Source organism: Acidovorax sp. LjRoot66 (genome assembly GCF_964253305.1).
Classification (GTDB): domain Bacteria; phylum Pseudomonadota; class Gammaproteobacteria; order Burkholderiales; family Burkholderiaceae_C; genus Acidovorax.
In genome coordinates this window covers 395,078-408,256 of the sequence record NZ_CAXUQU020000002.1, presented here as the reverse complement: position 1 = coordinate 408,256, position 13,179 = coordinate 395,078, and the positions used below count along the sequence as shown (strand labels likewise).

Annotated in this window: 11 protein-coding genes; all 11 read right to left on the bottom strand. The window is 67.5% G+C overall.

From position 1 onward, the window contains the following. Nucleotides 1-30 precede the first annotated feature (30 nt). The 11 genes from ACSQ3Y_RS34235 to ACSQ3Y_RS34185 all read right to left on the bottom strand — a co-directional run bounded on the left by ACSQ3Y_RS34235 (nucleotide 31) and on the right by ACSQ3Y_RS34185 (nucleotide 12,998). Complete coding sequence (locus tag ACSQ3Y_RS34235; RefSeq protein ID WP_436180446.1) at nucleotides 31-1,071, bottom strand: acyl-CoA dehydrogenase; 1,041 nt, start codon at nucleotides 1,069-1,071, stop codon at nucleotides 31-33. 147 nt (nucleotides 1,072-1,218) lie between these two features. Further along, complete coding sequence (locus ACSQ3Y_RS34230; RefSeq protein WP_436180445.1) at nucleotides 1,219-2,211, bottom strand: tripartite tricarboxylate transporter substrate binding protein; 993 nt, start codon at nucleotides 2,209-2,211, stop codon at nucleotides 1,219-1,221. Between the two features lie 42 nt (nucleotides 2,212-2,253). Beyond that, a complete protein-coding gene (locus ACSQ3Y_RS34225) occupies nucleotides 2,254-3,186 on the bottom strand; it encodes an electron transfer flavoprotein subunit alpha/FixB family protein (RefSeq protein WP_436180444.1) in 933 nt (310 codons plus the stop codon). A gap of 20 nt (nucleotides 3,187-3,206) precedes the next feature. Then, nucleotides 3,207-3,956, bottom strand: a complete 750-nt coding sequence (locus ACSQ3Y_RS34220; protein ID WP_436180443.1) for an electron transfer flavoprotein subunit beta/FixA family protein — start codon at nucleotides 3,954-3,956, stop codon at nucleotides 3,207-3,209. 31 nt (nucleotides 3,957-3,987) lie between these two features. Further along, on the bottom strand, nucleotides 3,988-4,962 hold the full coding sequence (locus ACSQ3Y_RS34215) for an NAD(P)H-dependent flavin oxidoreductase (protein ID WP_436180442.1): 975 nt from the start codon (nucleotides 4,960-4,962) through the stop codon (nucleotides 3,988-3,990). A 7-nt stretch (nucleotides 4,963-4,969) separates the two neighbouring features. Next, the gene (locus ACSQ3Y_RS34210; RefSeq protein WP_436180441.1) at nucleotides 4,970-5,971 is read right to left on the bottom strand and encodes a Bug family tripartite tricarboxylate transporter substrate binding protein; all 1,002 of its coding nucleotides are present in this window, start codon (nucleotides 5,969-5,971) and stop codon (nucleotides 4,970-4,972) included. 41 nt (nucleotides 5,972-6,012) lie between these two features. Continuing rightward, nucleotides 6,013-7,260 carry a CaiB/BaiF CoA transferase family protein gene (locus ACSQ3Y_RS34205; RefSeq protein WP_436180440.1) on the bottom strand — a complete coding sequence of 416 codons (1,248 nt, stop codon included), beginning with the start codon at nucleotides 7,258-7,260 and terminating at the stop codon, nucleotides 6,013-6,015. Nucleotides 7,261-7,303: 43 nt separating this feature from the next. Beyond that, complete coding sequence (locus tag ACSQ3Y_RS34200) at nucleotides 7,304-8,437, bottom strand: acyl-CoA dehydrogenase family protein (RefSeq protein WP_436180439.1); 1,134 nt, start codon at nucleotides 8,435-8,437, stop codon at nucleotides 7,304-7,306. A gap of 10 nt (nucleotides 8,438-8,447) precedes the next feature. After that, nucleotides 8,448-9,656: an acyl-CoA dehydrogenase family protein gene (locus ACSQ3Y_RS34195; protein WP_436180438.1), complete on the bottom strand. Its 1,209-nt coding sequence runs from the start codon at nucleotides 9,654-9,656 to the stop codon at nucleotides 8,448-8,450. Between the two features lie 13 nt (nucleotides 9,657-9,669). Next, complete coding sequence (locus tag ACSQ3Y_RS34190; RefSeq protein ID WP_436180437.1) at nucleotides 9,670-10,851, bottom strand: acetyl-CoA C-acyltransferase; 1,182 nt, start codon at nucleotides 10,849-10,851, stop codon at nucleotides 9,670-9,672. A 17-nt stretch (nucleotides 10,852-10,868) separates the two neighbouring features. Further along, on the bottom strand, nucleotides 10,869-12,998 hold the full coding sequence (locus tag ACSQ3Y_RS34185; protein WP_436180436.1) for a 3-hydroxyacyl-CoA dehydrogenase NAD-binding domain-containing protein: 2,130 nt from the start codon (nucleotides 12,996-12,998) through the stop codon (nucleotides 10,869-10,871). Nucleotides 12,999-13,179 lie beyond the last annotated feature (181 nt).

Here is a 13,179-nt window from a genome sequence, read left to right as displayed (position 1 = left end):
TAGGACGGCACCGCAAAGGGCGTGCGCTGATCACAGGGCCCAGGCTGGTGGCTTGTCCTGTGCGAGCAGCGCTGCGGCCAGGGCGGTATCGTCGCGATCACCCTGACTCTGGCGCATGAACGCCGGCAGGGCTGCCGCCATGCGCGCAAAAAACGTGTTCCGGCTGAAGGCCGTGCCCTCCAGAGCGCGCCCCGTTTCCTCCAGGACCCGCAAGGCGCCATTCCCCACCGCCTGCCGCGTGCGCAGGGCCAGCGTCATCGCCGCATCGCCAGGGTGGGCGTCGATCCAGGACGCGCTGTCACGCAACACGGCCGCGGTACTGTTGACGACCACATCCACCCTGCCCAATGCTGCAGCGCGCGTGGCATGCAGGGGGTGGGTGGACGGGCATTGCTGCACTGCCGCATACAGCACCTGGGCCACCGCGCGAATGCCACCGTGCCAGCACGCAGCGATACCGGCCCCTCCATGCCAGTAACCGCAGCGCCGCATGAAATCGCCTGGGGACCCGAGCATGATCGCGGGTGTGTTGTGGAAGGTCACATCCGCACTGCCGGTGTCCGCCATGCCCACGGCGTGCCAGTCATTGGTCTGGATGGTGACGCTGGGATCATCGAGCTCCACCGCCATGAGTTGCGGTTGCTGCCCGGGAAGCCACGCCGTAAGCAGCGCATGGCTGGCACCCAGGGCGCCAGCACACGAGGCCTTGGAGCCCGACAACACGATGCCTGCAGCGCCCCGGTCGATGGCTTCGAGCCGCCGCCCTGGCGACTCGGCCGCCCACATGGCCCACACCTCGCCGCGCGATCGTGGCTGACCGCCCAGTTCACGCAGTATGGAAAGGGCGTCGGTATGGCTTTCGTACAGCCTGGCCAGCGACAGGTCGTGGCCGGCCACCAGGCTCAGCGCCTGCCAGCGCTCCAGCGTGCGGCCAGTGCCGGGCTGGGGCAGATCGGCCAAGCCGTTGTCCACCAGGTGCCGCAGCTGCCGGATGACTGGGGCAGAACCCATCGACGCCAGCGCACCAGGCAAGGCCTGCGCTGTGCTGAAAAGGTTTTGCGAATCGGTCATCATGGCGGCACCTCTTGGCCAAAGGGGCCTGGCTGCGGGCAGCCGCAGTTGCAGGGATGACTGATCGTACGGATCGACCGGTTCCAGCCTTGTAGGAGGATGCAGATGCGGCGCATAGGCGCCGGGAGCAATCGTTATGTGTTTGAATCAGTCAACCACCACGCCGGCATCGCGGATGACCTTGGCCCATTTCGCTGTTTCGCTGGCGATGAAGGCATCGCACTCCTGCGGGGTGGAGCCCTCGGCGAACGTGCCCATGCTCTGCTCCAGGCGGCGCGACACCTCCGCGCTGCGGATGATGCGCGCTACTTCTGTGGACATGCGCTGCACGATCTCGCGCGGCACACCCGCCGGTGCCAGCATGGCGGCCCAGGTGCTGCCGACGATGCCGGGATAGCCTTGCTCGGCGAAGGTCGGCACGTCCGGCAACGCCGGTACGCGCTTGTCGCTGGCCACGCCGATCAGGCGGATCTTGCCGGCCTTGGCGGGCTGGATCAGGTTGGGTGGTGGGTCCAGGAACAGGGGGATCTGCCCGCCCATCAGGTCGGCCAAGGCGGGGGACGCCCCCTTGTACGGCACATGCACCATGTCCACCTTGGTGACCAGGCGCATGAGTTCGGAGGTCAGGTGCGCGGCCGACCCGGAGCCCGACGACGCGTAGCTCAGCTTGCCAGGGTTGGCGCGCCCATAGGCCACGAGCTCCGCCGTGGTCTTGTACGGGGCATTCGTGGCGACCGCAGCCACCAGCGGCGAAATCCCCATCAGGGACACGCCCACCAGGTCCTTCTTCGGGTCGTAGGGCAGCTTGGGGTACAGCGTGGTGTTGGCCGCATAGGCGGCAATCACCACGGCAAAGGTATGCCCGTCGGGTGCGGCCTTGGCCACCGCATCCACGCCGATGATGCTGTTGGCCCCCGGCTTGTTGTCGATCACGACCGGTTGCCCTAGCGCCTGTTGCAGCCCGACCTGCAGCAGGCGCGTCATCTGGTCGGTGAAGCCGCCTGCGGTGTAGGGCACGACGATGCGGATCGGCTTGCTGGGCCACGCTGTGTTGGCCCAGGCGGGTGCTGCAGCGGCGGCGATGCTCGCCGTGGCGGCTGCCAGCAGTCGGCGGCGGTTGAGGGGTTTGTTGTTGTGCATGCTTGTCTCCTGAACTGGTGAAATGTCGTTTCCGGTTGCGCCTTACAGCGCCTTGACCAGCTCCGGCACCGCCGTGAACAGATCCGCCTCCAGCCCATAGTCCGCCACACTGAAGATCGGCGCCTCCGCATCCTTGTTGATCGCCACGATCACCTTGGAGTCCTTCATGCCGGCCAGATGCTGGATGGCCCCCGAGATACCCGCCGCGATGTACAGCTGCGGCGCCACGATCTTGCCGGTCTGGCCCACTTGCCAGTCGTTCGGTGCATAGCCCGCATCCACCGCAGCGCGGCTGGCGCCCAGCGCAGCGCCCAGCTTGTCGGCCAGGGGGGTCATCACTTCGTCGAACTTTTCCTTGCTGCCCAGGGCCCGGCCACCGGAGACGATGATCTTGGCAGCAGTCAGCTCGGGGCGGTCGCTCTTGGCGATCTCGCTGCCCACGAAGACGCTTTTGCCCGTATCCGCCGTGGCGGCGGAGGTTTCGGTGGCTGCGCTGCCACCGGATGCCGCTGCCGGGTCGAAGCCCGTGGTGCGCACGGTGATGACCTTGGTGGCGTCGCTGCTCTGCACGGTGGCAATCGCATTGCCGGCGTAGATGGGGCGCTCGAAGGTGTCGGGGCTGACCACCTTGGTGATGTCGCTGATCTGGGCGACATCGAGCTTGGCGGCCACGCGGGGGGCCACGTTCTTGCCGCTGGCGGTGGCGGGGAACAGGATGTGGCTGTAGTTGGATGCGATCGCGAGGACTTGCGCGGCCACGTTCTCGGCCAGGCCGTGTTCCAGGCCGGGGGCATCGGTGTGGATGACCTTGGCGACACCGGCGATCTGGGCTGCAGCAGCGGCTGCGCCAGCGGCATTGTGGCCGGCGATCAGCACATGCACGTCACCGCCGCAGGCAATGGCTGCGGTCACGGTGTTCAGCGTCGCGCCCTTGACGGCGGCGTTGTCGTGTTCGGCAATAACGAGTACGGTCATTTTGTTGTTCTCCTTATGCTTCAGATGACTTTGGCTTCGTTCTTGAGCTTGTCGACCAGGGCAGCCACGTCGGCCACCTTGACGCCGGCGCCGCGCTTGGCGGGTTCGGTCACCTTCAGGGTCTTCAGGCGGGGCGTGACGTCAACACCGAGGTCTTCGGGCTTGACGATATCCAGCTGCTTCTTCTTGGCCTTCATGATGTTGGGCAAGGTGACGTAGCGCGGCTCGTTCAGGCGCAGGTCGGTGGTGATGACTGCGGGCAGGGTCAGGGACAGGGTTTCCAGGCCGCCGTCGACTTCGCGGGTCACGCTGACCTTGTCGGCAGACAATTCCACCTTGCTGGCGAAGGTGGCCTGGGGCAGGTCGGCCAAAGCGGCGAGCATCTGGCCGGTCTGGTTGGCATCGTCGTCGATGGCCTGCTTGCCCAGGATCACGAGGCCTGGCTGCTCTTTGTCGACCAGGGCTTTGAGGATCTTGGCCACGGCCAGGGGCTGCAGTTCGACGTCGGTCTCGACCAGGATGGCGCGGTCGGCGCCGATGGCCATGGCGGTGCGCAGGGTTTCCTGGCACTGGGCCACGCCGCAGGAGACGGCGATGACTTCGGTCACCAGGCCTTTTTCTTTCAGGCGCACGGCCTCTTCGACGGCGATTTCGTCAAAGGGGTTCATGCTCATCTTCACGTTGGCGATGTCCACACCCGTTTGGTCCGACTTGACTCGGACTTTGACGTTGTAGTCCACCACGCGCTTGACGGCGACGATTGCTTTCATGGAATTCTTTCTGAAGATGATGGAGGAGCACTCAGCGGGCCAGGCCCGCCAGGCGTTCGTGGATGAGGGCATGGGCCTGGGCCATGGTCCGGTCGATCAGCTGCTGCACCGTGGGCACGTCGTGGATCAGGCCGGCGACCATGCCGCAGGACCAGGCGCCCGCATCCATTTCGCCGCTTTGCATGATGCGCGGGTAGACACCGGCCACCTCGGGCAGGATGTCTTCGAAAGTGATGGCGGCACCCAGCTCGCGCTCCTTGAGCAGCAGACGCTCCACGGCCGCGTTGCTCAGCACCCGTTCGGTGTTGCGCAGCGGGCGCATGACCAGGCGCGTATCGAGCTCGCTGGCCGCGACGATGGCGCGCTTGACGTTCTCGTGCACCGGCGCCTCTTGCGTGGCAATGAAGCGCGTGCCCATGTTCATGCCCTCGGCGCCCAGCGCCAGCGCGGCGACGAGCGAGCGGCCGTCGGCCATGCCGCCCGATGCAACGAAGGGGATGGTCAGTTCTTCGGCGGCCCGCGGCAGCAGGATGAAGTTGGGCACGTCGTCCTCGCCGGGGTGGCCGCCGCACTCAAAGCCGTCCACGCTGATCGCGTCGCAGCCGATGGCCTGGGCCTTGAGCGCATGGCGCACCGAAGTGCACTTGTGGATGACCTTGATGCCGGCTTCCTTGAGCGCCGGCAGCCATTTCTGCGGGTTATTGCCCGCGGTCTCGACCACCTTCACACCACCGTCGATGATGGCCTTCACGCAGCCCGGGTAGTCGGGCGGATTGACCGAGGGCAGAAAGGTGAGGTTCACGCCGAAAGGCTTGGCGGTCATTTCGCGGCAGCGCGCGATCTCGCGGGCCAGCAGCTCGGGCGTGCGCTGGGTCAGCCCCGTGACCATGCCCAGGCCGCCCGCGTTGGAGACCGCCGACGCCAGTTCGGCCAGGCCCACATGGTGCATGCCGCCCTGGATGATCGGGTGCTGTATGCCGAAGAGTTCGGTGATGCGTGTCTTCATGGCCGTGTCACTCCGAGGCGATGGACTTGTCGCGGATCAGCTGGCCCCACTTGGCATAGTCCTGCTGCAGGTGCTGGCCCATCTGTGCCGGATCCTGGAAGCGGGCAATGGCCCCCGCGTGCAGCAGCTTCTCCTGGGTTTCCTTCTCGGCCAGGATCTGCCGGACCTCGCTGGCGATGCGATCCACCACGGCCTTGGGCGTGCCTGCGGGGGCCAGCAGCCCGCCCCAGGACACCGCGTCATAGCCCTTGAAGCCCTGCTCGGCGATGGTCGGCACGTCGGGCAGCATGGCCACGCGCTGGGGCGACCCCACGGCGATGGCGCGCAGCTTGCCGGCCTTGATGTGGGGCAGGGCGGCCACCAGGTCGGCATACATCACCGGTACCTGGCCGCCGATGGTGTCGGTGATGGCCGGCACGCCACCCTTGTAGGGCACGTGCTGCATGTCGAAGCCGCCCATCTGCTTGAGCAGCTCCATGCTCAGGTGGCCGAAGCTGCCCGCGCCGGAGCTGGTGTAGTTCAGCGGGGTCTTCTGCGCCTTGGCGTTGGCGATGAGCTTGCGCAGGTCGGTCACGTCCGGCAACTGGGTGGGGTTGACCACCACCACGATGGGCAGGTCGTACACCGTGGCCACGGGGGCGAAGTCCTTCACCGTGTCGTAGCCGGCCTTCTTGTACAGGTGGGGCGCCAGCAGGGTGGGGGTGGCCAGCATCATCAGCGTGTAGCCGTCTGGTTCGGCCTTCATCACCTGCAGCGCAGCGATCGAGCCCGAAGCGCCGGGGCGGTTTTCCACCACCACGGCCTGCTTGAGGCGCTCGGCCAGCTTCTGCCCGACGATGCGCGAGGCCGTGTCGGTCGGGCCGCCCGCAGGGAAGGGCACGATCAGCTTGATGAGGCTGGCAGGCCAGGCGTCCTTGGCGCTCTGGGCCAGGCTGGTGCCCAGTAGGCCCGCGCCGCCCAGTGCGGCCAGGCCCTGCAAAGCGGTGCGGCGATTCAAATGCGTTGTCATGGTCTTGTGTCTCCGGTGTCGTTGAATTCAGTCGGCAAAGGTCAGGCCGGTGCGGGCGCTTCGGGCAGGGTCAGCACGCCGCGTTGTTGCAGTTGTTGCAACTGCTCGTCATTCAGGGATAGCAGGCGGTGCAGCACTTCGCGTGTGCCTTCGCCCAGTGTGGGCGGGGCATTGCGCACGGGCAGGCGCTGCCCGTCCAGGCGGTAGGGCGGCGCAAACACGGGCGTGGTGCCCGTCACGGGGTGGGGCATGTCGTGCACCAGGCCGCTCGCGCGCGTGCGCTCGCTGGTCAGGGCCTCGTGCAGGCCCGCAACCCTGCCGCAGGGGATGCCGGCCGCCGTCATGCGTTCGAGCAGTACGTCGCGGCCGAGCGAGCGGATCATTGCGTTGAGCAGCGGCACCAGGGCGGGCCGGTTCTTGGCACGCTCCACATTGGTGGCAAAGCGCGGGTCTTCGACGATGTCCGGCCGCCCGATGACCTGGCGGCAGAACTTGTCGAACTGCGCGTTGTTGCCCACCGCGATGATCAGCGGGCCGTCCGCCGCCTCGAACATGCCGTAGGGCACGATGGAAGGGTGTGCGTTGCCGTAGCGCGCGGGGTCCCGGCCCAACTGCAGCGCATCGAGCCCGTAGTAGCCCGTGACCATGATGCCGCAGTCGTACAGCGCCATCTCGATGAGCCGGCCCTTGCCCGTGCGCTCGCGGCTGAACAGGGCGGCTAGCACGGCCTGGGCCGCATGCATGCCGGTCACCAGGTCCACCACCGCCACGCCGAACTTCAGGGGCGGCTGGTCGGCTTCGCCGTTGAGCGCCATGAGGCCTGCCTCGCCCTGGATCACCAGGTCGTAGCCGGGGCGCTTGGCCTCGGGGCCGCTCGCGTCGTAGCCAGCCACGGCGCAGTAGATGAGATCGGGCCGGATGGCCTTGAGCTGCTCGTAGCCCAGGCCCAGCTTCTCGGCGCCGCCGGTCTTGAAGTTGTGGATCACCACGTCACACTGCGGCAGCAGGTCGTGGATGATCTGCAGGCCCTCCGGGCTTTGCAGGTCCAGCGTGATCGACCGCTTGTTGCGGTTCATGCTGTTGTAGTAGGTGGTCTCGGTCTTGCCGATGCGCATGCCCCAGTCGCGCGTGTCGTCGCCGCGGCCCGGGTGCTCGACCTTGATGACCTCGGCACCGAAGTCGGCCAGCACTTGGCCGCACAGCGGCCCGGCGAAGACGCGCGACAGGTCCAGCACGCGCACCCCTTCGAGGGGCAGGTCAATTTCCTGGGACGGTTGTTGGTTGGTCATGGTTCAGTCTCCTTGGGGTGTCCCGGAATATTCAGGCCCGGTATCAGCTGTGCTGGCCCAGTGCCATGTAGCGCGCCAGGTGGTGGTCTTCGTCACCGAGCTGGTGGTCGATCATCACCAGCCGCTTGGCATAGTGCGACAGCGGCAGCTCCCAGGTCATGCCGATGCCGCCGTGCATCTGGATGCTCTCTTCGGACACCAGGGTGCCGATGCGGCCGATGGTGAACTTGGCGGCCGACAGCGCGCGCTCGCGCACCACTCGCTCGGCGTCCATGGCCGCAGCGGCGTTGATGACGGCCGAGCGCGACTGCTCCACCTCCAGCAGCAGGTCGGCCATGCGGTGCTGCAGTGCCTGGAAGCTGCCGATCGGCACGCCGAACTGCTTGCGCGTCTGCAGGTATTCGAGTGTGTCCTTCTTGGCCACTTCCATCGCGCCCAATGCCTCGGCACACAGCGCCAGCACGCCCCAGCCCACGGCCAGCTCCAGCGTGGCAAAGCCCTGGCCCTCGGCGCCCAGCAGGGCGTCCGCACTCACCTGCACGCCGTTGAAGGTGATGTCGGCCGCGCCCCCGCCGTCAATACGGCCATAGCCCCGGCGCACCACGCCCGGTGCATCGGCGGGCACGAGGAACAGCGAAATGCCGTCCTCGCTGTCCACCGCGCCGGCAGTGCGGGCCGATACCAGCAGCAGCTGCGCCTCTCCACCCTGCAGCACCACGGCCTTGGCGCCCGAGAGTGTCCAGCCCTGGGCGTTGCGCACGGCCTGCGTGGCGACGCGCTCCAGTTCGTAGTGGCTGCCGGGCTCATCGTGCGCCAGCGCGGCCACGGTGCTGCCGTCGATCAGGCTGGCAATGCGCTCCTTCTGTGCTGCCGTACCGGCCGCCGCCAGGGCGCGCCCGACCAGCAGGGCGCCCAGGAAGGGCTCCACCACCAAGCCACGGCCCAGGGCCTCGAAGACCACGGCGATATCGAAGCCGGCACCGCCAAAGCCCCCATCGGCCTCGGGGAAGAGGGCGCCGATGGCGCCCAGTTCGGCAAACTGGCTCCACAGGGCGCCCGACATGCCGGTAGCACCATAGGCAATGGCGTTGCGGGTCTCCATGGGGCACTGCCCGGCCACGAAGCGGTCCAGCGTGTCCGCCAGCATGCGGCGGTCTTCGGTGTGTTCAAAGTTCATCGCATCAGCCTCACAGGCCCAGGATCATCTTGGAGATGATGTTCTTCTGGATTTCGTTGGAGCCGCCGAAGATCGACAGCTTGCGGTAGTTGAAGTAGTTCGCCGCCACCGTGGCCGCCTCGGCGGGGCCTGCGGATGCGTCGGCCAGGTCCTGGTACTGCGCTTCCTCGATGTAGGGCAGGGCATGGGGGCCCATGGCGCGGCGGATCAGCGACAGGATCTCCTGGCGGATCTCGGTGCCGCGGATCTTGAGCATGGAGCTCTCGGCCCCCGGCACGCCGCCACCGGCCACGGCGGCGATCACGCGCAGGTTGGTGGTCTTCATGTTCTCGAGGTCGATCTCGACCTTGGCCATGCGCGTGGCGAACTGTGGGTCCTGGGCCAGCGGGCGGCCATTGCGCTGCACCTTGGCGGCAATGACCTTGAGCTTTTCGAGCGCGGCGACCGAGAAGCCCACGCCGGCGATGCCGGTGCGCTCATAGGTCAGCAGGTACTTGGCGTAGGTCCAGCCCTTGTTCTCCTCACCCACCAGGTTCTCGGCGGGCACGCGCACATCGGTGAAGAACACCTCGTTGACCTCGCTGTCGCCATCGAGCGTGCGGATGGGGCGCACCTCCACGCCCGGGGTGTCCATGTCCACCAGCAGAAAGCTGATGGCCGCCTGGGCCTTGGCCTCGCGGTCGGTGCGCACCAGGCAGAAGATCATGTTGGCGTGCTGGCCCTGGGTGGTCCAGGTCTTCTGGCCATTGACGATGTAGTGCTCGCCCTCTCCATCCGATCCGCGCACGGCCGTGGTCTTCACCGAGGCCAGGTCCGAGCCCGCGCCCGGCTCGGAGTAGCCCTGGCACCACCAGTCGGAACCATCGAGGATGCGCGGCAGCCAGTGCTGCTTTTGCGCCTCGTTGCCGTATTTGATCAGCACCGGGCCCAGCATGTTGAGCCCGAACGGCACGATGCGCGGCCCACCCGCGACAGCGCACTCGGTGTCGAAGATGAACTTCTGCACCGCGCCCCAGCCGGGGCCGCCGTACTGCGCGGGCCAGTGGTTGGCCAGCCAGCCGCGTGCGTTGAGGATGGCATGCCACCCCTCCTGGTCGGCCTTGGTCAGGCGCTGCCCGGCCTTGACCTTGTGCGCCAGGGCGGCGGGCAGTTGGTCTTTCAGAAAGGCCTGCACTTCTGCGCGGAAGGCCTGCTCTTCAGGGGTGAATTGGAGATCCATGTCGTGCCTATCTTCAGAAAATCTCGAACAGGCCAGCGGCGCCCATGCCACCGGCGATGCACATGGTCACCACGCCCCATTTGGCCTTGCGGCGCCGGCCTTCGAGCAGGATGTGGCCGGCCAGGCGCGCACCCGTCATGCCGAAGGGGTGGCCTATGGAGATGGCGCCGCCATTGACGTTCAGCCGCTCCATGGGAATGCCCAGCCGGCGCTGGCAATAAAGGGCCTGCGATGCGAAGGCCTCGTTGAGCTCCCACAGGCCGATGTCCTCGACGCTGAGGCCATGGCGCGCCAGCAGCTTGGGCACCGCGAACACCGGGCCGATCCCCATTTCGTCGGGCTCGCAGCCGGCCACGGCCATGCCGCGGAAGGCGCCCAGCGGTTGCAGGCCCAGGCGCTCGGCATCCCTGGCTTCCATCAGCACGCAGGCCGAGGAGCCGTCCGACAGCTGCGAGGCGTTGCCGGCCGTGACGAACTGGCCGGGGCCCTTGACGGGTTCGAGCGCCAGCAGGCCTTCGAGCGTGGTGCCGGGGCGGTTGCAGGTGTCGCGCGTGGCCACCACCTCGCGGTAGGTGACTTCGCCTGTGTCCTTGTTCTTTTCGGCCATGCGCGTGGCACAGGGGATGATTTCACCGTCGAACAGGCCAGCCGCCTGCGCCGCCGCCGTGCGCTGCTGGCTTTGCAGCGAGAAGGCGTCCTGGTCCTCGCGCGAGATGCCGTAGCGCTGGGCCACCACGTCGGCCGTGTCGATCATGGCCATGTACAGGGCCGGTTTGTGCTCAACCAGCCAGGGGTCCATGTCGGTGGGCAGGTTGTTGCCGGGGCGCATGCCCGAGATGGTTTCCACCCCGCCGGCAATCATCGCTGGCACGCCTTCGGCCACGATGCGCCCGGCCGCGATGGCGATGGACTGCAGGCCCGAGGCGCAAAAGCGCGTGACCGTGGTGCCCGCCACCGACAGGGGCAGGCCGGCGCGCAGCACGGTCTGGCGGCCCAGGTTGCGGCCCTGGAAGCCGTCGGGGTTGCCGCAGCCCAGGATGAAGTCCTCGAACATGGCGGGGTCCACGCCCGAACGCTCGACGGCCGCCGTGACAGAAAACGCGGCCAGTTGGGCGGCCGGCGTGGCATTGAATTCGCCGCGGTGCGACTTGGCCAGCGGGGTGCGGGCGGTGGAAACGATGACGGCTTCGCGCATGGTGGGTGTCTCCTGGTTCAGGCGGGTTGGTTCAGACTGTCGAAATTGCGGCCCTCTGCAACGAGCTGTTCGAGCAGGGCGGCGGGCTTCCAGAACAAGGGGTCGTCGTTGGCGAATTCACGGATGTCGGCCAGCACCTGGGGCAGACCGCGCATGTCCGCCCACTTCATGGGGCCGCCGCGAAAGCGCGGAAAGCCGTAGCCCGACAGGAAGGTCACGTCCACATCCAGCGGGCGCAGGGCAATGCCCTCGGCCACCACCTTGGCGCCTTCGTTGACCATGGCGGCCATGTAGCGGCGCATGATCTCGTCGGCGCTGAACGGGCGCGGCACCACGCCCTTCCTGGCGCGCTCGGCGTCAACGATGGCCAGCACCTCGGGGTCGCTCTGGCCCACGCGGGCGCCGTCGGGGTAGAGGTAAAAGCCCCGGCCAGTCTTCTGGCCGAACCAGCCGCGCTCGCAGATGCGGTCGGCGATCTCCACATAGCGCGCCTTCGGGTCGCGCGTGGCGGCGCGGCGCTTGCGCGTGGCCCAGCCGATGTCGCCACCGGCCAGGTCGGTCACCTGGAAGGGGCCCATGGGGTAGCCGAAGGCGCGCACGGCGGCGTCGATCTCGTAGGGGCTGGCGCCGTCTTCCATCAGGTAGTCCGCAGCCTGCTTGTAGACAGCCAGGATGCGGTTGCCGATGAAGCCATCGCACACGCCGGCACGCACTGGCACCTTCTTGAGCCGTTTGGCCAGCGCGAAGGCGGTGGCCACCACGTCGGCGCTGACCTGGGCGGGCACCACGATCTCCAGCAGCTTCATGATGTTGGCGGGGCTGAAGAAGTGCAGGCCGATCACATCCTGCGGGCGCGCGGTGGCCGCCGCAATGGCGTCGATGTCGAGGTAGGAGGTGTTGGTCGCCAGCACGGCGCCGGGCTTGCACACGCGGTCGAGCTCACGGAACACGGTTTTCTTGACCTCGATGTCCTCGAACACCGCTTCGATCACCAGGTCGGCGCTGGCAATGTCCTCGTAGCGGGTGCTGCCGGTGTAGCGCGCCATGGTGGCGGCCTTGGCCTCGGGGGCCATGCGGCCCTTGGCCACCAGGGCGTCGTAGACCTTTTCCACATGGGCCCGGCCGCGCGCGATCGATTCCGCGTCACGCTCGATCATGGTCACGGGCAGGCCGGCGTCCAGCGCCGAGACGGTGATGCCGGCGCCCATGGTGCCCCCGCCGATCACGGCGATGGAGGTGATGGGGCGCGGCGCGGCGGCCTTGGCCTCGGGCACCTTGGCGACTTCGCGCTCGGCAAAGAAGGCATGGATCAGGCCGGCGCGCTGCGGGCTTTCCAGGCAGGCGAGGAACTGGGCGCGCTCGAACTGCATGCCTTGGTCAAAAGGCAGGTCCAGCGCGGCCTGCACGCAGTCGATGATCTTCAGCGGCGAGAACAGGCCGCGCGCGGCCTTGGCGGTGTCGGCCCGAAGCACATCGAGTTCAGCCTGGGCGGCGGCCTTGTCGGCCAGGCGCCCGGGCTCGGCGCTGGTGGGGCGCACCGGTGCCTGGCGTGCCAGCAGCTCGCGCACATAGGCCAGCCCGGCGGCGACGGGATCGTCACCCTCGGCTACCACGTCCACCAGGCCTGCGGCCAGGGCCGCCTGGGCATTGAGGTGCTTGCCGCTGAGCATGAGTTCGGTGGCAGCCTTCACCCCCATGAGGCGCGGTGCGCGCTGCGTGCCGCCGGAGCCGGGCAGCAGGCCCAGCAAAACCTCGGGCAGACCGAGTTGGGCACCTGGCAGTGCCAGCCGGTAGTGGGCCGATAGGGCTACTTCCAGGCCCCCGCCCAGTGCCGCACCATGGATGGCGGCCACCACCGGCTTGGTGCAGGCTTCGATGCGCTGGCAGACCTCGGGCAGCGCAGGCAGCACGGGCGGCTTGCCGAACTCGCGGATGTCGGCCCCGGCGATGAAGGCCCGGCCGTCCCCCACGATCAGCACCGCCTTGACCTCTGCATCGGCCTCGGCCTGGGCGATCGCCGCCAGCAGCCCCTGGCGCACCGCAGCACCCAGGGCATTGACGGGCGGGTTATGGATGCTGACGAGCTGTACGCCGTCCTGCAGGGTTGAACGAACGACGGAAGCCGGGGATTGAAGGGTCACGCGCATGTCTCCATTGGGGCTTGAACAGCAAACCAGGATTCTTGCGGTGACAACCATTTATAACAATCCCTGCTTGAATTGGGGTCTCCTCGTTTTCAGTGCAATAAGTGACGGTACGCAAAGCTAGCACTGGCGCGGGGGTGGTCTGGGTAGACCGTTGATTTCATTGACTTTCCTGTTCGCTTTG